22 protein-coding genes and 2 pseudogenes are annotated in these 24,623 nt (G+C 64.8%); 6 read left to right on the top strand and 18 right to left on the bottom strand.

The genetic code is table 11. The annotated features are described in order from the left end of the window. Positions 1–5 precede the first annotated feature (5 nt). Positions 6–974 (top strand): aldo/keto reductase, encoded by a 969-nt coding sequence (locus NM2_RS37630; RefSeq protein ID WP_067679602.1) that lies wholly within the window; start codon positions 6–8, stop codon positions 972–974. 177 nt (positions 975–1,151) lie between these two features. Next, positions 1,152–1,628: a Dps family protein gene (locus tag NM2_RS37625; protein WP_067679599.1), complete on the top strand. Its 477-nt coding sequence runs from the start codon at positions 1,152–1,154 to the stop codon at positions 1,626–1,628. Between the two features lie 863 nt (positions 1,629–2,491). On the opposite strand, the pseudogene NM2_RS37620 reads toward NM2_RS37625, so the two are convergent. Further along, a pseudogene (locus NM2_RS37620) lies at positions 2,492–3,096 on the bottom strand (IS6 family transposase). 390 nt (positions 3,097–3,486) lie between these two features. Here NM2_RS37620 and NM2_RS37610 point away from each other — a divergent pair. Then, positions 3,487–3,933, top strand: a complete 447-nt coding sequence (locus NM2_RS37610) for a transposase family protein (protein ID WP_218026071.1) — start codon at positions 3,487–3,489, stop codon at positions 3,931–3,933. A 119-nt stretch (positions 3,934–4,052) separates the two neighbouring features. Here NM2_RS37610 and NM2_RS37605 read toward each other — a convergent pair whose 3' ends face one another. The 13 genes and pseudogenes from NM2_RS37605 to NM2_RS37550 form a co-directional block, all read right to left on the bottom strand. Further along, the gene (locus NM2_RS37605; RefSeq protein WP_218026070.1) at positions 4,053–5,114 is read right to left on the bottom strand and encodes an IS630 family transposase; all 1,062 of its coding nucleotides are present in this window, start codon (positions 5,112–5,114) and stop codon (positions 4,053–4,055) included. Between the two features lie 269 nt (positions 5,115–5,383). Continuing rightward, positions 5,384–6,943, bottom strand: a complete 1,560-nt coding sequence (locus tag NM2_RS37600; protein ID WP_084531975.1) for a GAF domain-containing protein — start codon at positions 6,941–6,943, stop codon at positions 5,384–5,386. A 60-nt stretch (positions 6,944–7,003) separates the two neighbouring features. Then, positions 7,004–7,423 (bottom strand): response regulator, encoded by a 420-nt coding sequence (locus NM2_RS37595; RefSeq protein ID WP_084531974.1) that lies wholly within the window; start codon positions 7,421–7,423, stop codon positions 7,004–7,006. A 652-nt stretch (positions 7,424–8,075) separates the two neighbouring features. Beyond that, positions 8,076–8,288, bottom strand: coding sequence for a hypothetical protein (locus NM2_RS37590; protein ID WP_157121617.1), 213 nt, complete (start codon positions 8,286–8,288; stop codon positions 8,076–8,078). Between the two features lie 623 nt (positions 8,289–8,911). Further along, a complete protein-coding gene (locus NM2_RS49725; protein ID WP_157121615.1) occupies positions 8,912–9,064 on the bottom strand; it encodes a hypothetical protein in 153 nt (50 codons plus the stop codon). A 37-nt stretch (positions 9,065–9,101) separates the two neighbouring features. After that, positions 9,102–9,428, bottom strand: a complete 327-nt coding sequence (locus NM2_RS37585) for a DUF3467 domain-containing protein (protein WP_067679591.1) — start codon at positions 9,426–9,428, stop codon at positions 9,102–9,104. A 135-nt stretch (positions 9,429–9,563) separates the two neighbouring features. Next, the gene (locus tag NM2_RS37580; RefSeq protein WP_157121613.1) at positions 9,564–10,094 is read right to left on the bottom strand and encodes a hypothetical protein; all 531 of its coding nucleotides are present in this window, start codon (positions 10,092–10,094) and stop codon (positions 9,564–9,566) included. Between the two features lie 701 nt (positions 10,095–10,795). Then, on the bottom strand, positions 10,796–11,173 hold the full coding sequence (locus tag NM2_RS37575) for a zinc-binding dehydrogenase (RefSeq protein WP_067679586.1): 378 nt from the start codon (positions 11,171–11,173) through the stop codon (positions 10,796–10,798). Positions 11,174–11,411: 238 nt separating this feature from the next. Next, positions 11,412–12,228: pseudogene (locus NM2_RS37570) on the bottom strand (amino acid permease); the annotation flags it as partial. 374 nt (positions 12,229–12,602) lie between these two features. Further along, a complete protein-coding gene (locus NM2_RS37565; RefSeq protein ID WP_169816313.1) occupies positions 12,603–13,457 on the bottom strand; it encodes a TIGR03620 family F420-dependent LLM class oxidoreductase in 855 nt (284 codons plus the stop codon). Positions 13,458–13,566: 109 nt separating this feature from the next. Continuing rightward, complete coding sequence (locus NM2_RS37560) at positions 13,567–14,367, bottom strand: oxidoreductase (protein WP_218026069.1); 801 nt, start codon at positions 14,365–14,367, stop codon at positions 13,567–13,569. 86 nt (positions 14,368–14,453) lie between these two features. Next, complete coding sequence (locus tag NM2_RS37555) at positions 14,454–15,272, bottom strand: MerR family transcriptional regulator (protein WP_067679583.1); 819 nt, start codon at positions 15,270–15,272, stop codon at positions 14,454–14,456. A gap of 6 nt (positions 15,273–15,278) precedes the next feature. After that, complete coding sequence (locus tag NM2_RS37550; RefSeq protein WP_067679580.1) at positions 15,279–15,644, bottom strand: nuclear transport factor 2 family protein; 366 nt, start codon at positions 15,642–15,644, stop codon at positions 15,279–15,281. A gap of 1,422 nt (positions 15,645–17,066) precedes the next feature. Here NM2_RS37550 and NM2_RS49720 point away from each other — a divergent pair. Further along, entirely contained in the window at positions 17,067–17,318 is a 252-nt protein-coding gene (locus tag NM2_RS49720) for a hypothetical protein (protein ID WP_157121611.1), read from the top strand. 161 nt (positions 17,319–17,479) lie between these two features. Here the strand turns inward: NM2_RS49720 and NM2_RS37530 are convergent, their stop codons facing one another. The 4 genes from NM2_RS37530 to NM2_RS37515 all read right to left on the bottom strand — a co-directional run bounded on the left by NM2_RS37530 (position 17,480) and on the right by NM2_RS37515 (position 22,071). Then, positions 17,480–18,490: an asparaginase gene (locus NM2_RS37530; RefSeq protein ID WP_067679568.1), complete on the bottom strand. Its 1,011-nt coding sequence runs from the start codon at positions 18,488–18,490 to the stop codon at positions 17,480–17,482. Positions 18,491–18,576: 86 nt separating this feature from the next. Then, positions 18,577–19,461 carry a polysaccharide deacetylase family protein gene (locus tag NM2_RS37525; RefSeq protein WP_067679565.1) on the bottom strand — a complete coding sequence of 295 codons (885 nt, stop codon included), beginning with the start codon at positions 19,459–19,461 and terminating at the stop codon, positions 18,577–18,579. 74 nt (positions 19,462–19,535) lie between these two features. Continuing rightward, positions 19,536–20,708 carry an aspartate racemase/maleate isomerase family protein gene (locus NM2_RS37520; RefSeq protein ID WP_067679562.1) on the bottom strand — a complete coding sequence of 391 codons (1,173 nt, stop codon included), beginning with the start codon at positions 20,706–20,708 and terminating at the stop codon, positions 19,536–19,538. Between the two features lie 31 nt (positions 20,709–20,739). Next, positions 20,740–22,071, bottom strand: a complete 1,332-nt coding sequence (locus NM2_RS37515) for an MFS transporter (protein WP_067679559.1) — start codon at positions 22,069–22,071, stop codon at positions 20,740–20,742. A gap of 350 nt (positions 22,072–22,421) precedes the next feature. Between NM2_RS37515 and NM2_RS37510 the strand changes: the two genes are divergently transcribed. Both NM2_RS37510 and NM2_RS37505 read left to right on the top strand, forming a co-directional pair. Further along, entirely contained in the window at positions 22,422–23,174 is a 753-nt protein-coding gene (locus NM2_RS37510) for a GntR family transcriptional regulator (RefSeq protein WP_157121607.1), read from the top strand. Between the two features lie 79 nt (positions 23,175–23,253). Beyond that, complete coding sequence (locus tag NM2_RS37505) at positions 23,254–24,357, top strand: tartrate dehydrogenase (protein ID WP_067679557.1); 1,104 nt, start codon at positions 23,254–23,256, stop codon at positions 24,355–24,357. Positions 24,358–24,623: the final 266 nt, after the last annotated feature.

Genomic DNA, 24,623 nt, shown 5'->3' with positions numbered 1-24,623 from the left:
GACATATGGCAACGAAGGCTTTGACCACCACCGAACTGGGCTCGACCGGCATGCGGATCACTCGCGTCGGCTTCGGGGCGTGGGCCATCGGCGGCGGTGAATGGGAATTCGGGTGGGGCCCACAGCACGATTCCGACTCGATCGCGACCATCCAGCACGCGCTCGAGGCGGGCGTCAACTGGATCGACACCGCCGCCGCCTACGGGTTCGGCCGATCCGAGCGCGTGGTCGGCGCGGCCCTGCGGGACAGCGGGGCGCGCCCGTTCGTGTTCACCAAGTGCTCGTTGCTCGACGACGGCACCGGGCACGTGCAGCACAGCCTGCGCCGGGAATCGGTACTCCGGGAGGCCGAGGCCAGCCTGGAGCGGCTCGGTGTGGATGCCATCGACCTGTATCAGATCCATTGGCCCGACCCGGATTCGGAGATCGAGGAAGGCTGGGCCGCACTGGCGGAATTGAAGGAACAGGGCATCATCCGGCACATCGGAGTATCCAACTTCGACGTCCAGCAGCTACGCCGCATCGCCTCGATCACACCGGTCGAAACCCTGCAACCGCCCTACTCGCTGGTCGACCGGGCCGCCGAAACCCAGGTCCTGCCCTACGCCGAGCAGACCGGGATCGGAGTAATCGTCTACTCACCGATGGGATCAGGGTTGCTGACCGGCGCCATGAGCCGCGCACGCGCGGCCCGGCTACCCGGCAACGACTGGCGCGCGCACGACGCCCGCTTCACCGAACCGCAACTGTCGCACCATCTGTCGACCACACAGCGGCTACGCACGGTCGCCGACCGTTACGGCCTCACACCCGGCGCCATCGCGGTCGCGTGGACACTGAGCAATCCCGCAGTGGACGCCGCGATCACCGGCTACCGGCGACCCGAGCAGGTCGATCCGATCATCGCCGCCGCGGATCTACGACTCACCGAGGACGACCTCACCGAGATCGACCCCGAACGGCAGCAGCGATGACCGCCATCGACCGAAACTTGCGCCATAGACCTATCCATCACCCCTTTCCCCACTCCATCACCCCTTCCCCACGAACAAGCCGCCTGGGACGACAAGGGCGACGACAGCGTCCTCGACGGCATCGGGCCTCGAAACATCTTGGCCAGCAACAATTTCGACTAGAATCAGGAGCGCATCATGACAACTCTGCAATCCCCCGCTTATTTTCGCGCCTCGACAAAGCTCGCCGGGCATCTCCAGCGCGTCCTGACCGATCTGATCGCATTGCACCTCAACGGCAAACAGGCGCACTGGAACGTGGTCGACCACAACTTCCGGGACCTGCATCTGCAACTCGACGAGATCGTCGACCTGACACGCGAATACAGCGACACCATCGCCGAACGCATGCGCGCCCTGGACGCGGTCCCCGACGGCCGCCCGACCACCGTGGCCCAAGCAACCACACTGCCGCTGCTGCCTCCCGGTGAACAGAGCACAACCGACACCGTCGACGCACTCACCGCACAGCTGCGCGGAGCGGCGGCAACCGCACGCGAGATCCACGACGATATCGACGCCGAGGACCCCTCGACCGCCGATCTGCTGCACCAACTCATCGACGCGCTCGAGATACAGGCATGGATGCTCAGCTCGGAAAACCGAGAGATCTGATCACCCATCCAGCGGCGGAGCCGCAGGCGACTCCGCCACCGCGCGCTACCTGGCATACCCCTAGCTGCGCGAGCACGACCCGCTCCACCACAACGCAGACGGCTCGATCCTGCTCATCCGATATCCGGGCGTGCGTACGGTCTGGCGCGAACCCACCACGTCGGTCCACAAGGCCAGCGTGTTCCACGACCGGTTACTCCGACGATCGCGATTCGGTCGCCGCGGCACCGCGCCGGTTCGAACGACAACAGCAAGATCAGGCCAAGACCACGTTTCCTGACCGCTACCCCGGCGGTGCCACATGAATCCTCTGCCGCAGCGCCATCTGCACGTGGACTCCGGGCCACTGCATCTGGACTATCAAGGACCCGCGGACCAGGTCCTCGAGGTCGCAGCCGATCTGGCGGCCGGCGGCCAGTGCACCGTCCGGGTGGACGACGAACTACATCCCGGTCAGATCCCTTTGCCGTGCGCGCAGCTGTGGGATCCACCTCCGCAGCCAGGAAACGGAATACCTGTGGATCGCGATGCTACGAGAACGGAACTCGAGAACATGCCAGACCCGGAAGGCGCATCCGACAACAACTCGGAGGAAGAAAGGATGATCGGCACACCCGTAGGTACAGCCGCAATGAATATTCCCGCGGCAGACCCCCATGAATGTGGTCGAGAGCAGGCCGGTTGACGGATTCCATGCTGCATCCTCCTGGGCAGGATAGCCGGGAATGTGGAGCACCTCGTCGATCCACCAGTCGGACCACCGTATTCAGGGCACTGTCAGCTTGAGTCAACCTAATTGGCCGGAAGGACGATTCGGGGTGATGAGCCGTGGCTTGGACGAAATGTCCTGTCCCAGTCGCCGATCAGGCGGCGGCCGTGGGCATCGCCCCGGTGATCTCGTTCCAGACCGCGAAGTGGTCGGCCATCACCTGTCGATAGTCGGCCGCCGACAGCAGGTGCCGACGGGGCCGAAAGTGCGGCGAGATGCCGCTGAACGCGGACAGGAACCGTTGCGCGTGCCGGATCGACTTGAAGCGTTTCATCGCCCGCTCGCGTTGCCGGGTCGGCTGGTGAGAGTTCGCGGCGCGGTTGTTCAGGTACTTCGACCGGCGATGCTGCACCGAGGGCATGAGCTCGCGGTGCGCCACCCGGTAGCTGGCGAGCTTGTCGGTGACGATCACCCTGGGCACGTACCGCAGGCCCTCGAGCAGTCGGCGGAAGAACTTCTTTGCGGCCACCGCGTTTCGGCGCGACTGGACCAGAATGTCGAGCACGTTGCCGTGCTGGTCGACCGCGCGCCACAGGTACCGCTGTGCGCCGTTGATCTGGACACGTCGACACCACGTTCGAGCATCAGCTCCTGCACGTCGCGCAAGCTCAACGGGAACCGGTGGTACAGCCAGACGCAATGGCTGATGACCTCGGGTGGAAACCGGAACCCCTTATACGACGAGCCTGCAGCGGTCACGATCGTCGATCCTGCCCCACCTCACCTTCCCGGCTCACCAACCTGACAGTGCCTGATCGAGGCCGAGCTCGGCGGCGCGGAGGGCGGCCAATTCGAGCGCGAGTTCGTTGTCGGCGGTGCCGTGGTCGCTCAGGATCAGTGGATCCAGCCGATCGCACCGGGAGCGGCGCGGTTGATCAGTCGTCGTAGTGTCCGTCGTGGGCGGCGTGGCGGTGACGGTCGTCCGACCACTCGCGAAGGAGACTCTTCCGATCAACGACTTCAGGCCTCCGCGGGGTTCTCGCGGGGGTGCGGGAAAACCGTGGTGCCGGTGCAGCCTGCATCACCCCGTCGATTTCGATAACGGTGCCCCGCTCGCGGAGATACGAATCTGTCGCAACCTCGTCGAACATGAGCTGGTATTCGGGCAAGAAACACACTCACGGTGCCAACCTACAGGCACTGTCGGCGCCGAATGGGTTGCCGCTGTGGGTATCTGACGCCGAACCCGGCTCGGTCCACGACATCACTGCCGCCCGCGCCCACGTGCTCGGCGCCCTGTACTGGGCCGCCTCCCAGCTGGATCTGCCCACCCTGGCCGACGGCGGCTACGACGGCGTCGGTGCCGGCGTGCACACGCCGGTCAAGCAGCCCTCCGACGGCCGCGACCTCGATCCCGACACCCGCACCCGCAACCGGCTGCTGCGCGGGCTGCGTTGCCTGGGCGAACGCGGCTTCGCCGTGCTCACCGGACGCTGGCGGGCCCTGCGCCACTTCACCACCAGCCCCGAAAAGATCGGCGACATCGTCAAAGCCGCACTCGTCCTCACCCATTTCGAACACGGAATAATCACATGAAACTCGCTGAGATCATTTCAGTGTGTTCGAATATGTGCAGTGTGAGCCCGGTATCGTAGGTCAGGGCGCCTTTCGCCATTTCTGGCGGACGAAGGCTCAATTGCCATGAATGGCGCAGGTTACAGTAATTGAGCTATTGACCAGGAACTAAATGGTTGAAGCGTAAATGGTGTGTGGGCCATGGAAGTAGCCGCGGACGTGGTCGGGCAGCTTCTGGACGCGACGGAAAACGACCGCACTGCCAGCTCCATCCGGTCGCGGCCGATGATGGTCTTGTCGGCCAGGGTGCGTTTCAGGTCGGCGTTGACCAGTTCGTCGGGGTTGAGGTGCGGCGCGTAGGCCGGCAGATAGTGCAGTTCGATCTGTTCGGCGTGCTCGGCCATCCACTTCTTGGTGGCCTTCGAGCGGTGGACGGGATGCCCATCGAGGACGAGGTGGATCTTGGTGTCGTATCCGCTGATCAGACGCTGGCAGAAGGCGAGGAACTCGGTGGTGTCGAATCGTCCGGTGAACACGGTGAACCGCATGTCCCCACGCGGGGAGATCGCCGACATCGCGTTGAGTGAGAACCGCTTTCCCGTCCTGGTCACCGTCGGAGTCCGCCCGACCCGGCCCCACGTCGAACCCGACAGATGATCCGGACGCACCCCGACCTGGTCGGCGAACAGGATCACCGCGTCCTCGGATTCGGCGCGTTTCACCAGCGCCGGATAAGTGACATTCACCCACTCCGCCATTGCTTCGGGGTTCGCCTCGATCGCCCGCCGATCAGGGCGCTGGAACGACAATCCCATGCGCCGCAACAGTTTCCCCATACCACGCTCGGTGTAGGACACCCCGAACAGTCGCCGAACCAGCTCGGTCGCCTTGCGGCGCGTCCACAACTTCCCGTCCAGATCCAACTGCTCGGGCTCGAACTCGATCAACGCCCGCTCCTGCGACCGCGTCAGTTTCCGCAGCTCACCAGCCTTGCGGCCCGGCCGCCGCGACTCCAAACCCTCGACACCACCAAAGGCGAAGCGGGCCTTCCAATTCCGGATCGAGTTCGCCGACACCCCGAACACCCGCACAGCCTCCGCGTCGGCCATCCCCTCCCGCAACGCCGCGACCACACGCATCCGCAACGCCTCCTGCTGACCGGGCGAAAGCCTGCGCATATCCACCCTGAGATCATCACCCACCCGGCATACCTACACGAACACCACCACACCCACAAACATTCAGTTCCTGGTCAATATATAGACCCAAGAGCGCCTACGGCGCGCACCGCGTCTGATGGAACGTCGCCGCGGCGCGTCGGCACGTCGGCGACGCGTTGCGCCTCCAATGTCCCTGTGGCTGGCTTTTGGAATATCCGAACAGTGCTGGGCACGACGTGAGCTGTACCCGGCATGGTCTCCCGTAGCCCGGGCACGAACCGGCCGGCCTCTGCCAACGGACTGGCTGTGGTTCAGTCCACGCCCTCGGGCTTCTCGAGTGGGATCGTCGCGAGCAATGACGTCCCGTCGCCGGCAGGACTCGCGATCTCCATCCGGCCGCCGAGTGCCTCGACGCGGTCGATCAGGCCGATGATCCCCGACCCTCTGCAGATGTCGGCGCCTCCGATGCCATCGTCTCGAATCGAGAGACGAAGCGTCGCACGGTCGGCTTCGACGCGTGCGTTCACCTGTGAGGCTTGTGCGTGCTTGGCCGAATTCGTGAGTGCCTCTGCCGCAACGTAATACGCGGTTACTTCGGCAGACTCCGGCAACCGCCGGTCGACATGAAGATCGAGTTCGACTGGGACGGTGGAGCGGCGGGCGAGCGTCTTGAGCGCAGGCCCAAGGCCCTTCGACAGGATCGCCGGATGGATGCCCCGGGAGATCTCTTGTAGATCCTCGGAGACTCCGGTCAGTCCCGAAACGATGTGAGAAATCTGCCCCCTGAGCGCGTCGAGTTCGGTTGGCACCGAAGCCTCCGCCGAGCGGAGTTCCAGCCCGAGTGAGACCAGCCGCTGTTGGGCTCCGTCGTGCAGATCGCGTTCGATGCGGCGCCGGGCGTCATCGGCGGCCGCGACGATCCGGGCGCGGGACGCGGTGAGTTCGGCGTGGGCCTCGGCGTTCGCGATCGCGGTCGCGACGAGATCGGTGAAGTCCGCGACGCGTGCCTCGGTGTCGGCTGGCAGGGGCTCGGGTCGTGACGAGCCGACGATGGTCGTACCCCACACGCGGCCGTTTACCACGATCGGCGCTCCGACTGCCCCACGGAGACCGAGCTCACGGATGCGCACGGCAGTCGAACCGGCAGCGTTCTCGTAGCTGTCGACCCGGGCGGGGCGTCCGGTACGTAGCACCATCGCCGGAACGCTCTCACCCTCGAGGGAGAACCGGGTGCCGACCGGCATCTTCGTCACTCCGGGCTCGTCGCGGGCCGCGACGACGATGGCTGTGCCGTCGGGCTGGTAGCGCCACAAGGCGGCGTAGTGCACACGCAGGCAACGGGCCAATTCCTCGGCCACCGCCGGGAACACCTCGCCGGAGGTGGCCGCGCGCGCGACCAGCGTCGCAACCCGTCGCAACGCGGCCTGTTGCTCGGCGAGCACCCTGAGCTGGTCACGGCTTTCCTCCGCCTCCCGACGGCGTCGATCTGCATCAGCGGCGCGTGTCCTGGCCAGCCCCGCGAGGGTGTGGGCCGACAGCGCAACCACAAGAGAGATCGCGATCACCACCCAGTCGTACACCCGGATCGGTAGGGAGCTCACTGCGGGCCAGTTCTGGAAACAGATGAAGGCGAGGGAGCTGGCCACCGACGTGATCACCGTTAACCCAAGCCCCCAGCCGGCCGCCACGACCACGACGCCGAGCAGGTAGACCTGTCCGAACTGGACGTGGGGAGCGACCCTTGTGTTGAGCAAGTACACCACCAGGGTCTCGGCCACGATGAAACCGGCGGCGACCGCGATTCCCGGTGCGAGGGGCGGAGCCGTGGGGCCCAGCAATAGCGACACCAAGCGTGCGCGAAGTGATCGCAAGCCTACTTCCGCACCAGAAGCGTCGGGCAGCTGTAACTGTCTTTGCGCCACCACGCAGGCTCACATCAATCTCGGCGGACCAGGGCGTCGAGATGGCCCACACACCGAGGCAGCGAGGTCACGGATCGCGCCCGACGACAGCGCGAACTTGGACACGAAGCCCACTGCCGGGCTCGCGGCAATCATGTCGGCGAAGTCTTGCGCGGCGTGGGCAGAGGTCATTATCACCGGTGACGGCGCAGGCCACCCATCCCGGTGCAGGTGCTCGGCGAGTTCGAACCCGTTCTCCTCACCGAGATCAACGTCGACCAACGTCACGTCCGGCCGCAGATCCTCGACACCCTGGAGCGCCTCAGCGCTGGTCGAGGCTACGCCGACAACGGTGATGCCCTCACGTTCGAGCAGGTCGCGCGCAGCGTCGCGAAAGGCGGCGCTGTCATCAACGATGAAGCAGCGCAACAGCTCGAGTTGCAGCACCATGACTTCAGTTTCTCTGAGCGCGCCGCCTGCGCGCATTCCCGCTAGCAGGAACTTCGCGGACCTCGGCATCGACCCTGACGAGTTGTCCAATCCCGGGCAAGCCACCGTGTCATCAGCGGTCGTGTTCACCCTGGGCGCGGTCATTCGGTTGATCGCAATTCACGACACCGCCGATATGTCAACGGACATACACGTCGCCGCAGTACCGGCCGCAGTGATGGAGAGCGGACGTCGCATAGCGTGATCCTGTTCTATGAGCGGATATCGCGACCACGGGTCCATACAGCACTGTCGACCGGCAAGCGTAACGCGGACGACGGGCTGGGCAGCGTCGCCGTAGCAAGCGTGTCAACCGGACATACCCGCGGGTCGAGCAGCTTCATACCCCGGTTGCCCGTTCCGCCAGAAGCCCCACGTCTCGCCTTTGCGGCGTATCCAGGCCCACCCGCGCGGCCCAAGCCCAACCACCCAGCGGTGTTTGCGCCCACGCTCGAATACTGCAGCACCCGACTAACGATTGTCCACCAGTGAAATAGGCAGAATCACCTCTTACGCAATGTATTTCAACTTTGGCGTGCCGCTGCCGCGGCCTAGGCGGGTTCACGCGGTCGATTGCGCGCAGCAGTTCTGGATACGCGCTGGAGGGGCGCTATCAGGCGTCGGGAACAAACAGGTCCAGGTGCGAGCAGGTTCGGCAGCGGTACGAATCAACCCGGAAATGAGGCCCCAACGCGGCTTTGAGCTTGGCGACGAATGAGCCCGCGTTCGGGGTCGGGACCCAGTCGATACCAATACCGCCCCCGGTCATGAACAGTCCCCGCGCGAGATCAGTACCGCCGCAGTGGGTGCAGCGCCGTTCGGTCACGCCGACCGCTCCGCAACGCTCGGTTCCCGCTTCCGGCAACCGCCCGGCGCTACTAATCGATCGGTAATCCGATCCGGTCGTCTGCTTCGTACTTGCACACGCGAATCATGGCAGTGCCGATCGCGCGTCGCCAGCCTCGCCTCCGGCGACATCGGAATGAATACTGCAACACCCGAATAACGACCGTCCACCAGTGATCGAACTGACGCTGCGCGCCCGGAACGGGCACAGGGAAGTCACTGTACGCCAATGGGTTCCAGCCGACGCAGTCAAGTTACCAACCGCCGAGGAACTGCAGCGGGCACTGGGCCACGGCGGCCCGCGACACCGCCGCGAAGCACCCGTAACAGATGCGGAAGCGCGCTAGTACGCAAAAGCGCCGCAGGTCATAGTTCGGACCGTGCCGGGTGATCGGCGGCCATTTGCCATCTATTCGCCATAAATCATCCAGACGTCGTCGGCGGGCTGTTCGCCTTCCGCATGATCGGGTTTCGGTGAGGGACCGGCTACATAGTAAATCCGCGGCACCCTGGTCGACGTCGTATGCGAGAGTCACCCGATCGTGCAGCAGCCCCCCTCGGCCGGTGTCGGTTTGGGGTACACCCGCGTGTCGTGACCGCTTTTCAGGTGGTGGGTCGCGGGTGTCGGGTGATGGGGGTGGGCCGGTAGTGGCGGCCGCCGATGATCGTCGGTTGGCGGTGCACCTTCGGGTCGGGCACGATGGTGAGGTCGCGGGGGCTTGTGATCAGGGTGATCGGCCCGGTAGCGGTGGTCATCACGATTTCTCCTCGTGGGTCCGTAGCCTGGGTGGGTTCAATCGCCCAGGGAGGTGATGTGCCCGAACTGGTGCTCGTAGCTGTTCATGGCTTGATCGAGAGTGCGCATCAACCGGAATATCAACGAGGGTGGGAACTTCACTCGTGCGGTGAGGAGCACGGGTTGCCGCATCACCGGTCCGTGTTGTCCGGCTCCGGCGGGTTCGGCGGGCAGGTAGACCAGGAAATCCACGGTGAAGTCGGTGCGGTTGTACCAGCAGGTGAACCCGTTGGCGTACACCCCCGCACTCAGGGTGTCCGGCACGATCACCTCGACATCGATATCACCGTCGTGCGGACCGGGCGGGGTCGGGTCATCGCTCACGACCGTGCACCCTCCGTTTCCCTGTTGTCCCGCACAGGCCGTGCGGGGCGGCGGCCGTACCGGTTTCCCTGTACGCCCGCCGCGCCGGCACCTTCCCTTACAGATACAGACAGTGTGTGCCCGCAGGCCCTGCGGTCAGTTTCCCTGCAGGTGGCGGGCCTGCTGGCGGATCTGGTGCAGGGCCATCTCCCACTGCCCGGCCCGGTCCTGGGCGCGGGTGCCTTGGTCCTCGGCCTGCTGGGCGAGCTGGGTGGCCTGATCAGCCTGATCGGCCGCCGAGGACGCGCGTTGCTGGCACTGGGTGGCTTCGCTCTGGGCCTGCTGGGCCTGGGCCACGGCACGGTCGGCTTCGGCTTGGGCCTGCTGGGCCTGATTCGACGCCTGCACCGCGGCCTGGCGAGCCTGCTGCGCCTGCTGATTGGCCTGGCTGGCGTTCTGCTGCGCGGTCTGGGCCTGATTCTGTACCTGCCTGGCCTGGGCCTGGGCCTGGCGGGCAAGCCCGGAGGCTTGCATCGCGTACTGGCGTGTGCTCTGGGCCTCCTGCCGGGCTTCGTCCATGCGCATCCGCAGCATCTCGATCTCCCCGCGCACATCGGCCACATCCCCACGCTGGCCCTGCGACGAGTTGGACCGGCTCTCCGTGCTCGTATCCTGCTGCACTGCCATTTTGAGCTCCCTTCCGAAAGAGTGGATTCGTTGGATTCCGACTGGGACGAACTCGCGTGACCGACTGATACTCGCACCACAATCACCGAACATCAGCAACCTTGTGGCAATCATATGGAAATCGTGATGAAACACGCCCGGAGCCACTCGCGCAACGCCCGGATCGCCCGGAACGGGCCGATCGGTGTTATTTCCGGTTCGGTCACGACAGGTGTCGTAGCCCTGGGTGAGGGCTGCTGTCTCGCGGGCTGTGGTACGCGCAAAGCACGACACGTGCAGCCTGCCGGGTTTTTCGGCGACGCAGGTGATCGGAGCCGTATCTCCGGTAACCGGGTCATGCCCATCGTCGGGGATTCGGGCGTACCTCGGGCAGGGGTGGTAGTTCGATCGTGGGTCGTCGAGGTCACGGCGTCACGGCGCAGCCGGGTACAGAACGCCTCCAGTGATCCGTAGCGGGCCAGGATCTGCTCCAGCAACCGCCACGCAGCCCCATCGGACCCGTCGAGTACTGCCGCCTCCACCTGTTGCCCCTTTTCTGCACGCGTCAGCCGATCGGCGGGTGAACAAACACATCTATGGCCGTAGCTTGCGGGCGAGGAACTCCGCGCGGAACGGAGCGGAATCCGATCGCAAGCCCGCAAGGTGTTTCGGGGGCCGCGCAGAGTCCTCGCTGTCCCACCGCGAGCAGGCCGAGTACCGGTCTACGGCGGTGCCGGCAGGGTGATGGTGGCGGCTGCGGAGTTCCCGATCTCGATGTGCCGAGCATCGGGTGCGGCGGCGCGCATGGCCGCGAGGGCGGGTTCGCCCCAGAGTGGGTCGATGATCACGTTCACCCCGGACTCGCCGGCTGCGTGCTGGAATGCTGTGGGCAGATCGGTGCTGTCGTCGAGGACGACTGTGGCATCGGCGCCTCGCTCGCGCAGGCGTTGCAGGCGGTCGGGGTCGCGGTCGGCGGCGATGACGCGGCCGGCGCCTTGTACCTTGGCCGCTTGCACCGCGACCGATCCCACCGCGCCACCGGCTCCGAGCACGAGGACGGTTTCGCCGGGCTGCAGCTGCGCTCGCCAACTCAAGGCCATGCGGATGTACGGGATCAGCGCGGGCCAGGCGTTCTGGCTTGGCGAAGCAGGCCAGGGGAGCCGAAGCCGGGCCTGGCCTGGCTGCTACGCCCCCAACCGCCGTATGTGCCTGGGGCGGTGTGGCGCGAGTGGCGGCGTAGTTTCACCGAAGGTTCGGATAGACGGCGGAAACTTCCCGACCCTGCGGCCCCCTTCCGTCGCGCGCTTAACGGTTGCCGCGGGCCCCGATCCGAAATACTCAGGCGTGCAGCGATTCCCGCCGCCGGACCAGGGTGTTCACCACCGGATATCCGGCGCAGACCAGCACGGTCCACACCACGCCGACGATGATCGCCGTGCGACCGCTGTCGGTGAAGAACAGCAGCACCACGACCAGGCCCAGGAAGGCCAGGGCCAGGACGGTGCTGACCGGCGCACCGGGCAGACGGTAGTCCGAGGCCGGGAGTTCCCCGCGCCGGACGCGCGCGCGATACACCATGTGGCACAACAGGATCACGCCCCACACCACGATGATGCCGATGGTGCTGACCGAGGTGATGTAGGCGAACGCCTGCTTCGGCGAGATCACGTTGACGATCACGCCGATCACCATCGCCGCCGCGGAGGCGATGATGCCCGTGTACGGCACCTGCCGGCTGCTCAGTGCGCCCAGCCCGCGCGGCGCCTCACCGTGTTGCGCGAGGCTGCGCAGCATGCGGCCGGTGGAGTAGATACCCGAGTTGCACGAGGACAGCGCCGCGGTCAGCAACACGAAATTGATCAGGTCGGCGGCGCCCGGGATGCCGACCTTCTCGAAGACCTCGACGAACGGGCTTGCGCCGGAACGGAAGTTGGTCCAGCTCAGCACCGACATGATGATCACCAGCGCGCCACAGCGCGCCGACGTAGAACAGACCGATCCGCAGCGGCAGCGTGTTGATCGCCTTGCGCAGCGTCTTGCGGGGTTCGCGCGCCTCGCCCGCGGTCACACCGACCAATTCCCCGCCGACATAGGCGAACACCACGATCTGCAACGCCAGCAGCGCCTGCCAGGGGCCGTTCGGGAAGACACCGCCACCACAGGCTGCGTCGGTCGATGTCGATTCCCCGGCCGAAACGAAACATGAACCCAAAACGTGGGGATTCCGTGGGGCTGGGCCAAATACAACAGGTCAGGACCGATACAATACCAGTCCTGACCTGCCGTTCTGGTGGTCCTAACGCTAATCAATCCGAACCACCCGACGGCCGAAGGGCCGACGCTCCGGATCAAGCCGGTCGCCACGCGGATGGCAACATCGAAGGCGTGACCTTTGGTTTTGGCGGTTCGCGGGTTATCGGTGCTCCTCGCGCACCTTCATGATCGGCGGCGCTGAAACACCCACTCGACAGATATCCCGGTTGTGACCATCGGAAAACACTCGCTATGGCGCAGAAGCGGACGTTTCGGCTAGGCGGGTCGGTGTTGGGCGAGGGTGCGGAAAGCGTCCATCGGTGACGCTCCGGGCTCGCTGCTGAAGGTCTGGATTCCTACGTGGTTGGCACCGGCGGCCAAGTGTTCGTTGACGCGTTGGTAGATCGCTTCCGGGGATCCGTGGGCGACCAGAGCGTCGATGAGTGCATCGCTGCCGGAACCGGCGACGTCGGCTTCGGTGAATCCATGGCGGATCAGGTTGCTGGTGTAGTTGCGCAGGCCGAGGTAGGGGTTATTGCACCGCAGGGCGGCCGATCCTGCGGGCCTCTTCGACGTCTTCGGTGAGCACCACCTTGTGTTCGGGTGCCAGAAATGCGTTGGGGCCATGAGCTCACGGGCGTACCGAGTGTGTTCTGGCACAGTGAGGTATGGGTGTGCTCCCCGGGTTCGCTCGCCGGCGAGCTTCAGCGTCTTGGTCCCGAGTGCCCCAATCACGATGGCCTCGGCAGGTACGCGGTCTTCGAGCAGTGTGTCGACGTAGTGGACCATGCGCTCGTAGGGCTTTTGGTAGCTGTCGCGGCTTTCGGGGTGGCCCAGGCCGATGCCGAGCAGCAGGCGTGGCCCGTGGTGGTCGACGATGCGGTGGTAGTGGTGGGCGATGCTGTGAGCGTCGTCTTGCCACATGTTGATGATGGCGCTGGCGATGATCGCGGTGCGGGTGGCTTCAATCATCTGCTCCAGTAGGTTCATGTCGCCGACGGGGTCGGCGCCGATGCCGACCCAGATGGTGTCGTAGCCGAGTTCTTCTAGTTCAGGCGCGTATTCGACCCGCGGGGCATTGCCGAGGGCGGGATTCAGCCATGCACCGTAGGTTCCGAGCTGCTTGTACACGGTGGTGTCTCCTTCGGGTGATTGCGTCGTTTGCGCGCGGAGGTATGACGGGTGAGACAGGCGTCATCCACACGTGCTGGCCTTGTGCCGGTCAGCCGGTTGTTATGGTTTAGACGGTGCGGGTGCTGCCGCCGTCTATGAGGAATTCGGCTCCAGTCAGGTAGCGGGCGTGGTCGGATGCCAGGAAAGCGACGAGGTCTCCGACATCCGTGGGATCTCCGGCTCTGCCAAGGGGGATGCCACCGATGGATTTGATGACCTGTGCGCGTGCGGCATCCATGCTGATCTGTAGTTTCTCGGCGTGCTGGCTTACGAATGCTGCGGCAGCTTCGGTCTCGATGAATCCGGGGGAGACACTGTTGACACGGATACCGTTGGGCGCCAATTCATCTGACAGCGCTTTGCTGTAATTGGCCAGGGCGGCCTTGGCGGCGGCGTAGGGTGCGGTACCCGGCATCGGCAGGCGGCGTTGCACCGAGGTGATGTGGATGATGACGCCGCTTTGGCCGGTGATCATCGAGGGGATGAGCGCTCGATCGAGTCGTACGGCTCCGAATAGGTTGATCTGGAAGGCTTGATCCCAGTCGTCGTCGGTCAGGTTTGTGACGCTTCCGCGGCTTACCTGGGAACCGCCGACGTTGTGCACGACGATGTCCACGCCGCCGAGTATGGCCAGGGTGTGTTCGGCGATGGTTGCCGACCCGTCGGCGGTGGCGATGTCGGCGGTGATCACCTCTGGCGATGGCGTGCGGGGGACGCTGCGTGCGGCGACGACAACGGTCGCGCCAGCAGCACGCAGTCGATCGGTGATGCCTTTGCCGATACCTCGAGTGCCCCCAGTGACTAGGGCTCGTTTGCCCGTGAGGTCAATCTGCAGCATGGTGGTGGCAACAGACATGATGTCCTCCATCTGTGAGTTCTTCCCCCTCGACGAGGGGGCAAGCCGGGGTCGATGCTTGCCGGATTCTCGTATGCTCAGCGTGCCGAGTGTTCAAGTCAGGGTGTGTCGATGATCGGCCAGGCGATTTCGGTCCGCCATTGGGTGTAGTCGGTGGTGTGGCTGTGGTCTCGGTGGTAGTACTCGCGTAGTTGCCAGCCCACGGCTAGTTCGTACTCGGTGATGTAGGAACCCAATTGCGCATAGGCCAGGTCGATGTCGGCGTGCGATCCACGGTGCATGGTTACCGCGACCTCGGCGGCGGGTATAACCAGCGGTTTGATCCTGCCCAGTTCGAGTGGCGTGGTGGCAGGTATGTAGACGATGGCTTCGCCAGGCTCGTGCTGAAAGAGGCATTCGTCGTAAAGGCCACCCGCGGGCCCGGTGACCTGCATGGCGTGATCGTCAGCCGCGGTACGCAGTTCGTGTAATGCGTCGCGCCACCAGCTTTCGATATCCGCGGGGTTGCGGATGTCCTCGGTGATGGCCAGCACCGGGAAACTTGATTCGGCTCGCCGATACACCGGATGCTGTTGTCCGGGCGCGCATTCGAGCAGGGCACGCAGCGAGTTCACGGCGGCTTGCGTGCTGGCTAGTTCAGCCTCGAGGTGATCGATGTGGGCGGCGATCAAGGTGTCGCGCGCGGCCGGGCTGCCTGCGACGAGGACAGCGCGGACACCGGCGACCGGCATGCGCAGATCGCGCAGCCGCCGAATCAGCTGCGCGGTCGGGAGCTGTTCCAGTGCGTAATACCGATAGCCGGTGTGCGGGTCGACCTCGGCCGGTTCCAACAGTCCGACCTGGTGGTAGTGTCGCAGCGTTTTGACACTCAGGTGGGTCATGATGGCGAAGCGTCCAACGCTGACGGTTGTAGTCATGACGGGTCAGTACTGGGGTGCAGTGTTTTTGATGATGAACAAGGTGACGATTTTGCCGTCGCGGACTCGGATGTAGTTGGTCATGATCAGCGGGTCAGGTAGCCCCGTTTTGTCGTAGTCGCCCTCGTAGCGGCACCGCACGCACCACATACCAGCATTGTCGACCGCCTCGACGGGTGCCATCGTGACGTGGTCGCCCGCCAACTCCTTGGTCACAAAAGCGCGGATGTGCTCGGGTCCCCAGAATTCCCGGGAAAAGTCGTTGACGAGGGCATCATCGGCGAAGGTGTCCATGATGGCATCGACGTCGAAGCTGTTGATCGCGGCGATATGCGAGGCGATCACGGGATCCAGCGATAGTTGTGCGGTCATTACATCCTCCTGGATCGTTGTTGGCGTTGAACCGCTGTCAACTACGACCCTGCACTCTCCCCCCACGGGAGGGTCAAGCAGGGCTGAGGCAAAGTCGCTCTCCGGTGCCGTGAACTGCTGAGATATGTCGCGCAACACCGATGTTTCGGTGTTGCTGGGCGGGCACGGCACAGCCATTGATCATGACCGGCGCACGCTCGTTCACCGCGATCGCGGAATGGGCAGCGGCAACGCGGTCAGCCGCCGCCTGGTCTTCGCCGCCCACCGCGACGGCGCCAGTTCGTGGAACGACCGATCGCGACCTCGAAAGACGCCTCGCTGGCCCCTGTGCTCGCCTGGGCTCGAGCACATGTGGACCAACCGCTCACTGCTGCCGACCTGGCTGCTCGCGCGGCGGGACAGTATCCGCTCATCGGCTACTTAAAGCTCACTCGTTCCGGTTATGGCCAGCGCGCGAGGGTGAGCGTGTACGACCTCGCCGACCCCCGACGACGCAGTTGCGCCAGCATCCCTCTGCGCCGGTTGTGCCGACGCCGACTCCCGTCATCGACCGCGAGCAACGACAGCCACGAGCCATCCGGACGCTTATACACGACACGCCGCCGCTGTGCGCGCTGCAGCACGGAATGGTTCGGATTACTACCCAAACGCAACAAAACCGCAAGCGTTTGACCTGCGGCTTTGCCAATCTGTGGGCCTGACGCTGATCAATCCGAACCATCCCACCGCCGAAGGGCCCCGGCTGCGCATCAAGCCGGTAGGCGCGCGGCAGGTGATATCAAAGGCATGACCTGCGGGTTCGGTGAATCGTTGACGATCGAAGCGCGTCATGTGCCAATTGGTCGGCGGCTGGACACCTGCGATGTCCTGCTGCCGCCGCAACGAACGCAACCCGCTCGATATGCGGCTACTTACAGTGTATTCGGTGAAGCGCGGTGCATCGGCTGCGTGTCCAGGGCTCGGCCCTGGCGACCGCCGGACAATCGGTTCAGCGTCGGTGCGTATCGCGAGTTCAGGTGGACGCGGATACTCGCCGGAGCGCGTCCAGGGTGGTCTCGGGTGAAGCAGAATCGAATTCCCGGGGCCGCCTCGACTACGGCATTGATGATGCGCTCGAACAGCACGCGCTGGAAGCGGGCATCAACTGGATCGACACCGCCGCCGCCTACGGGCATCGACGCGCTCGAGGAGCAGGCGTGGATGCTCAGCTCGGGAAAACCGCACCGTGTGAATCCCCGACGACAGTGCGGGCCCGGAGCCGGCGGCGTGGATGATTCGCGAACCGTCGGCGGTCTCCACGGTGGCCTCGCCCGGCGCGCTGAGGCGGCCCCAGCCATGCACGAACCGTCCCCCCGCCTTCTCGAATCGTTCGACGGGCGACGGGGTCGTCCCAATTGTGCGGCAGACTGCCTGGATCGCGCGGTGCGTGGGCGGGGCGAGAGGGCGCCGCTGCGCCCGGAGGATTTGGCCGCGCTGGCCGATCTGCTCGAGGTGCATTCCGCGCCGACGGCAACGGCGGTGTTCACCGCGGGTCAGTCCTCGGACGAGGTGTGGATCGTGCGGCAACCGCAGTTACCGCAGGTCGATGCCCACGAACTGCGAAACTCGGGGATCACCTTGCCCGCTAGCGATACTCACGGGGGGCGGCTCGGTGGTGCGAGCCGCCCCCCGTGACGTGAGAGCGCCAGCGCGCTCTCGATGGCCTGCTGATCGGTCGTACTCAGCTCCTGCCCCGGGATAATGATCGGCATGTTGTAACAGCCGGCTGCGTCAACTGCTCGATGCGATGGTCCGGTGACTCGGCGATGGAAACAACCCGACCAGTCGAACCCGGTTTATTGATCGACATGGCCCCCCGCGCGCATGAATGCCGCTTCGACAACCGCGCGATCGTGACCACCGGCAAGCAAGTGACGCAACAGGATGCGTGCCTTGAACGGGTCGAGGAACCCGGCGGAAATCAGACCACGGCTCAGTAGGTCGGATTCGGAGCCGACATAGGCGTAGGTGCTTGACAGCACCGAACCAGCGCCGGTGCGGGAGGACAGCACCACGGGGATGCGGGAGGCCACTGCGGCGAGAGCGTCCGCCACCCGGTCGGGTACGTGCCCGGCGCCGAAACCGGCCACGACCAGCCCGTCAAGCCGATCGGCGGCACCGTCCAGCCACCATCCGGTGTCCCCGAACACCGTCGTCATCAGGCCAATCTCCACGGTACGACGCTGCGTGCCGATTATCGGGACAGTGGTTCGGTCGACAGGGTGGTTGAGCAGCCGCGGCCGTCCTTCCACAACGTATCCGAGCGGACCACCGTTGGCTGATTGGAAGGTGAATCCGCTGGTGGAGTGGGCCTTTCGGACACGGCTGGCGGCGTGGATCTCGTCAGCGAACACTACGACGACACCCAGGTCACGGGCCTGCGCACTGGCGGCAGTACGCACCGCGGCCAGCAGGTTGGCCGGCCCATCGGCGCCCGCCAGGGTGGGGTTGCGCATCGCCCCGGTGACCACCACCGGTTGGGGCCGGTCATGGACCAGATCAAGGAGGTAGGCGGTCTCCTCGATAGTGTCGGTCCCCTGAGTGATGACGATCCCGTCCACACCCTGGTCGAGCCGCTGGTCTATCGCGTCCGACAGCGCGGCGAGGTCGTCGAAGCCCAGACAGGACCCGGGAACACGACGAAAGTCCTCGACCTCGAGGCAGATCCCGGTTTCTGCCAGGCCGGGCACGGCGGCGACGAGCTGTCCCGCCGACAGCGCCGGAACTACGCCTCCGCTGTCATTGGCCGTCATCGAGATCGTGCCGCCAAGGCCGAACACCGCGAGGCGCCGGTTGGACTGGGACACAACACCAGAAGAAGCTGACACGGGAATTCCCTCCATAGCCGTACCCGGCCCACCGGCAATGTGGCGAACGGAATGATCCGGCACGCTCAGCGCCTGTCGAACGGGAACCGGCGCCGGAAATCCTGGGCGGCCTCCTCCAGGGTGAGGAACCGAACGCCCTCGTGGCCCCGCCAGTACTCGATCAGGCGCTCCAGCATGAGCAGCACCTGGGGACGGCCGGACACGTCGGGATGCAGGGTGATCGGGAGGACCCCGTAGTCCATCTCGCGGTAGACCCAGTCGAACTGGTCGCGCCACAGCGTTTCGATGTCGCGCGGGTTGACGAATCCGTGGCTGTTCGGGGATTGCTTGACGAACATCATCGGCGGTAGGTCGTCGAGATACCAGTTGCCGCAAAACTCCACCAAATCGACCTCATGGCCACGGACCAGCGGCCGCATCCACTCCGCCGCGTCCTGGCTGTAGTCGATGTTCGTCCACGAATCGCCAACCCTGGCGTAGAAAGGCGTGAAGTCGTCGTAGTTCTGCGAATGGTCGTAGCTGAATCCATTCTCCAGCAGCAGCGATGCGGTCTGCTCGCTCAGCTCCCACCACGGCGCGACATAGCCCCGTGGCCGCTGCCCGGTGAGCGTTTCGATCAGCTCGATGCTCTTGGCGAGCACATCCCGTTCCTGCTGCGGGCTCATCGCGATCGGGTTCTCATGTGAGTAGCCGTGCGCGCCGATCTCGTGCCCCGCGTCCGCGACCGCGCGCATCTGGTCGGGAAAGGTCTCGATGGAATGGCCGGGGATGAACCAGCTGCTGCGCAGCTCGTACTTCTCGAACAGGCGCAGCAGGCGTGGCACGCCCACCTCGCCGGCGAACATGCCTCGCTGGATGTCGTTGGGCGAATCCTCGCCACCATAGGAGCCGAGCCAACCGGCTACCGCGTCGACATCGACACCGAGACAGATCTGGATCTCCTTGGTCATATCAGGAGTTCTCCTTACATAAAGATGAATACGTCAGCGATGGACATGTGGCCGGCGGGTGGCGGGTCCCGCGGTCAGATGCCGTCGAGTGCCTCGTGCACCCGTCGCATCGCCTCGGCCAGCACGTTCTCGTCGGCCTCGCCCCACTCGCGTTCGCTGAGGCTGTGCACGGACAACCAAGCGACCAACTCGCCGCCACGTTCGATGGGAGCGAGCATCTGCGCGTTGACGCCGTACACCGTGATCAACGCGTCCGGCGGCGTCGGGTCTGCGCGAAAGTGCGGCTGTACGAGGGGACGGCGATGCCGCTCCAGCCACTGCACGGTGTTGAGCTGCCGCTGGTCCAGGGAACTATCACGCCGAATCGACCGAACACCGGGTGCGACCGCCTCACCAGCCGTCAGGTCGACGTGCAAGCCGAGTTTGGACAGATCGATGCGCAACGTGGTACGGTCCGCGCCGGTCCCGGACAGCAGATCCTCCAGCAGATCCTGGAACCGCATGCGCAGCGTGCCGGTGGCCAGCAGCTGACCCCAGCCCGTGATGGCGTCTGACCTACCCCCTATGCGCAGAGCCTGCCACAGGGTCGCCGCCACGCTGTCGAATACGGGCACACCCAACTCGTTTTCCATGTCGACGACGTGCGGCGCGCCGTACACATTGGTGCAGACCACCGCGACCGCGTGCACATCACCGGCCCCGGCCTGCTCGATGAGCTGTCGAACCCGTTGGGCGGGCGTGGTGGCGAAGTCGGTGTTCTCGGTCAGCCCCAGCGACGCTGTGCGTGCACAGTCCACTCCGTGCTCGGCGTAGCGGGCCACGATTCGGTCCGTCACATCGGTGGTGTAGGGCACCGCGAGGCCGAGCCGGGTCACCCCGAAAGCGCGGCACGCGTCCAGCAGGGCGAGCGTGGAGGTGGTCGCTCGGATGCCGGTCTCCTTTTCGATGGCCGCGACCAGCGCGAGATCGTGGTCCACGCCGAGCCAAGAACCGGCAGTGCCGTTCCAGACGATCACATCGACCTGCGCGTCGGCGAGCAACCGTGCCGCCGCCAGCATGGGTTCGACCTGGAACTGCGCAGTGGCCTGGCTATCCAGGGCGATCCTGGTGACCGGTACCCGGCTGGCGTACATGGCGGCGGGCCCCTCGGCTTCGAGCAGTATCGCCGCCGTCATCGGTTCCAGGCAGGTGTTGGACGAGGGTGTCAGCATGCCGATCCGGAGTTGTCCGGATCCGTTCTTTTCCATCGTTGTGCTCCAGCAGTAGTGGTCAGTAGGTTTACACCGGAAGCCGGCGGGCGTAGTTCAAGGTCACGTTGCATACGGTGAACAGCACCCCGCAGCCGACAAAGAACAGCAGGGCACCGGTGTAGCTGCCGGTCGCACCGACGATGAACCCGACGATGATCGGGCTGAGGATGCCGGCGACGTTCCCGCCGAGGTTCATGGCGCCGCCCACGATCCCCGCGTTGTTCCGGCCGGCCAGGATCGACGGAACGCTCCAGTAAACCCCGGCCCACCGGAGAAAGAACAACACCGCGGACAGGAACGCGACAGCGACCGCCGCATTGGGCACGAAGGTGACCCCGAGCAAAGCGAGCACCACGAAGACCCCGGCAGCGCCCAGCAGGGTACGCAGCACGACGTTGGGGGACGTGCCCCGGGCGCGCCACCAGTCGGCCAGCCAGCCACCGAAGAGCTCACCGACGAAGCCGGCGCCGAAGATCACCAGAGTGGAGTATCCGATGGCCCCAATCGCGAAATGCTTGGTCTCCGACAGATACAGCGGTCCCCAGGTGAGCAGACCGTAGAACACACCGTTGAACCCGCACCAGCCCAGGCACATGGCCCAGAAGGAGCGGTAACGGGCGTATCGCAACAGGCTGACCCGGCCGGCCGGCTGAGGATCATCGGCATCCTCCAGTATGTGCGAGGCCTCGACGTACGCGACCTCCGCGGCGTTGGTCGCCGGGTGCTCCCGCGGGGAGTTGCGGATGTACCAGGCCGCGAACAGGCCGACCAGCACGGTGGCCACGCCGGCGACGATGAACGCCTGCCTCCAGCCACCAGTGAACGCGATCAGCCACGAAATGCCCACACCACCGATCGCGGTGCCAAGGGGTGCGCCACCGTCGAGAAACGTCGCGCCTCGCCCACGCTCGGCCGGCGTCATCCAAGTGGCGTTGAGTTTGCCGCCTGCCGGGTAGATCGGCGCCTCGACTGCGCCGAGCAGCAGCCGGAAGAACACCAAGCCGCCAAGACCGGACGCGGCGGCCGTGAGCGCCTGCGCAAAGCCCCAGCCGATGCACGACGCGGCGGCCATCAGCCGGGGCTTGAACCTGTCCACCAGCCAGCCACCGGGCAGCTGCATCAGCGCGTAGCTCCAGAAGAAGGCGGACAGCGCAATACCGGTGGCCTGTTTGGAAATGTGCAGCTCTTTCGTGATCAACGGCATGGCGACCGAGATCGACCCACGGTCGACGTAGTTCAGCGCGACGACCCCCAGTAGCAGCACGAAAATCTTCCACCGTACACGCGTCGGCCGGGCAGTGGCCCGCGCGGTAGGCGTCCGGCTCTGCGAATCACCGATGATTTCGACGGGATCTCCCATTGCGCCCTTTTCTTCCTCTACGGCCCTTTTCGAAGCCGGGTTGATGTGGGCGCGTCAGCGTGTCGAGCGAGATAAGCAGCGAGACCTCTGCTGGTGGTTCGTCGACTGGGCAGCACCTGACACCGGAGACCTGGCCGCACTCGACCTGTCCGGACGTCTCTTCAACGAAGACATGGTGTCCACGAGGTACCTATCCCGCTCCGACCATGGCCGCGACCCGAGAGTTGTTTGTGTTTCCTACATGCCAGACCACCGTTCATCCCATCGAACCAGGCACCGAGCCTAGCTAGGATGTATGACAATCAATCATGTGCATGTATATTGCATGACAATCTTGTAGGGTGTCAAGGGTGCAGCAACCCGAGGACAGACCGCGGACGCCGGCACTGGACATGCCCTGTCATCATCGGGTTCGGCCGTTCGGGAAAGAAGGAATCGTGATCGCTGCTCGACCCTCGACGCCGCCCACTGCCGTCGACGCTGTCGCCGACGGACTGCGCGAGCAGGTGCTCACCGAAGCGATTCCGCCAGGCGTCCAGGTCACCGAAAGCCTCGTCGCGAGCAGGTTCGGGATCGCGCGCCCGACCGCGCGCGCGGCCATCGACCGCCTGGTTCAAGAGGGACTTTTCCGGCGGAGCGCCCACGCGAGCGCACGCGTGCCGCGGCTGACTGCTGCCGATATCAACGACCTCTACTTCGCCCGCGGATGCATCGACCGTGAGGTGGCGCGGGCACTGGCGGATCGGCGGACGGTCCCGCCTCAGGCGCACGCGGCCCTCGTCGATCTGCTCGCCGCCAATAGTCAATCTCCGTTACTGGACGTCGTCGCTGCGGACATCAACTTCCATCGGGCGCTCACGGACGGGCTCGGCAGCGCCCGGCTCACATCGCTCTACACCTCCCTCATGGGTGAGGTGAGGCTGTGCATGGCCCAGGTGCAGTCGAAGCGGTTGCTAACACCGAGAAGCATCTACGACGAACACGTCATGATCGCGGGCGAAATCGTAGCGGGGAACTCCGAGCGCGCTGCTGAAATCGTCACCACGCACCTCGAACACGCCCGCGCCGCGTTGCTGAAGAACCTCGAAAGTCAAGAGAGCTGAACCAGCACGCTCCCACATCGATCCCGCATCCACTGCGGCACCGAACACCTATCTGTCGTGAGACGAGGAGAACAACCGCATGACATATGCAACCGATCAGCAGGTCCAGCCAAAAAATGGACAGAAATGCTACCGGATCGCCGTCATCCCCGGGGACGGCATAGGAACCGAGGTGACCGCTTCGGCTCTTCAGGTTATCAACCACGTCGCAGACAAATATGATTTTTCATGTATGTTCGACCATAAACCATGGGGATGTGAATTCTTCCAGAGCAGCGGAGCGATGATGCCCGAGGACGGCCTGACCCAGCTCTCTACCGCAGATGCGATTTTTCTGGGCGCCGTCGGGCATCCAGGTGTTGCCGATCATGTTTCATTGTGGGGACTTCTCATCCCGATAAGGCGCGCCTTCTCCCAATACGTGAACCTACGACCCATCCGGCTGTTTCCTGGCATCTCCAGCCCGCTTCGGCAGGTGCCACCTTCCGGTCTCGACTTCGTGATCGTGCGAGAAAACACAGAGGGCGAATACTCACAGGTCGGTGGCCGTTTCGGCTCAGGGATACGCGACGACCTGGCCATACAGGAGTCCGTCTTCACGCGCGCCGGCTGCGAACGCATCATCCGATACGCGTTCGACCTGGCCCGCAAGCGGCGAAAAACACTCACGGTTGCCACCAAGTCGAATGGAATAACACATACAATGCCATTTTGGGACGAGATAGCGTCTGACGTGGCGGAGAACTATCCGGACGTGGCGTGGCGCGTAATGCATATCGACGCGCTGGCTGCCAAGTTCGTCCTCGATCCAGGGTCACAAGACGTCGTGGTCGCCTCCAACCTTTTCGGTGACATCCTCAGCGACCTGGGCGCCGCCCTTGCCGGGAGCATCGGTATCGCGCCGTCGGCGAACCTCAACCCCGATGGCACGTTCCCGTCGATGTTCGAGCCGGTCCATGGTTCAGCGCCGGATATCGTCGGCCAAGGTATCGCCAACCCGATCGGGGCTATCTGGTCGGCCGGCATGATGCTGGACCATCTCGGACAACCCGAGGCCGCACAAGCCATCACCGAAGCACTGATGGCCGCCACCGCTGTCAGTAGCTCCCGAACCGCTGACATCGGCGGTACAGCAAGCACTGCTGAAGTCACCGCAGCGGTTCTCGACATCCTCTCCACCTGATCAGATGTGGCCGCGGCAGCGAATTGTCAGCGTCGGTCACCAGTTCGCGGGCAGCTGTCGAACTCGCCATCGCCGGAACCGGAGCGTTTGTCGACGGCACGTGAAGACCGCTCTGGCTCACTTCCGGTGGTAGCTGATGCTCGGTCACGGCACGATGCCTTGGTGTGCGCGGCGAATGTTGCTGTTGGGCTCGTGCTCTCGGGTTTGTGGGGGATGGTGATCGATGATGTTGTCGATGAGGGGCCGCGGGGCGTGGTGCGGGCTAG

Source organism: Nocardia miyunensis NBRC 108239, from assembly GCF_001613065.1.
Taxonomy (GTDB): domain Bacteria; phylum Actinomycetota; class Actinomycetes; order Mycobacteriales; family Mycobacteriaceae; genus Nocardia; species Nocardia miyunensis.
Note: the sequence above shows the minus strand (reverse complement) of the source record. Positions and strands in the feature narration are given on the sequence as shown.

Bases quoted from the DNA above. Each gene is read 5' to 3' on its own strand.
- NM2_RS37630 (WP_067679602.1), top strand. From the start codon at position 6: ATGGCAACGAAGGCTTTGACCACCACCGAACTGGGCTCGACCGGCATG.
- NM2_RS37625 (WP_067679599.1), top strand. From the start codon at position 1,152: ATGACAACTCTGCAATCCCCCGCTTATTTTCGCGCCTCGACAAAGCTC.
- NM2_RS37610 (WP_218026071.1), top strand. From the start codon at position 3,487: ATGAGCTGGTATTCGGGCAAGAAACACACTCACGGTGCCAACCTACAG.
- NM2_RS37595 (WP_084531974.1), bottom strand. From the start codon at position 7,423: ATGGTGCTGCAACTCGAGCTGTTGCGCTGCTTCATCGTTGATGACAGC.
- NM2_RS49725 (WP_157121615.1), bottom strand. From the start codon at position 9,064: ATGACCACCGCTACCGGGCCGATCACCCTGATCACAAGCCCCCGCGAC.
- NM2_RS37580 (WP_157121613.1), bottom strand. From the start codon at position 10,094: ATGGCAGTGCAGCAGGATACGAGCACGGAGAGCCGGTCCAACTCGTCG.
- NM2_RS37575 (WP_067679586.1), bottom strand. From the start codon at position 11,173: ATGGCCTTGAGTTGGCGAGCGCAGCTGCAGCCCGGCGAAACCGTCCTC.
- NM2_RS37560 (WP_218026069.1), bottom strand. From the start codon at position 14,367: ATGGAGGACATCATGTCTGTTGCCACCACCATGCTGCAGATTGACCTC.
- NM2_RS37555 (WP_067679583.1), bottom strand. From the start codon at position 15,272: ATGACTACAACCGTCAGCGTTGGACGCTTCGCCATCATGACCCACCTG.
- NM2_RS37550 (WP_067679580.1), bottom strand. From the start codon at position 15,644: ATGACCGCACAACTATCGCTGGATCCCGTGATCGCCTCGCATATCGCC.
- NM2_RS37525 (WP_067679565.1), bottom strand. From the start codon at position 19,461: ATGACCAAGGAGATCCAGATCTGTCTCGGTGTCGATGTCGACGCGGTA.
- NM2_RS37520 (WP_067679562.1), bottom strand. From the start codon at position 20,708: ATGGAAAAGAACGGATCCGGACAACTCCGGATCGGCATGCTGACACCC.
- NM2_RS37515 (WP_067679559.1), bottom strand. From the start codon at position 22,071: ATGGGAGATCCCGTCGAAATCATCGGTGATTCGCAGAGCCGGACGCCT.
- NM2_RS37505 (WP_067679557.1), top strand. From the start codon at position 23,254: ATGACATATGCAACCGATCAGCAGGTCCAGCCAAAAAATGGACAGAAA.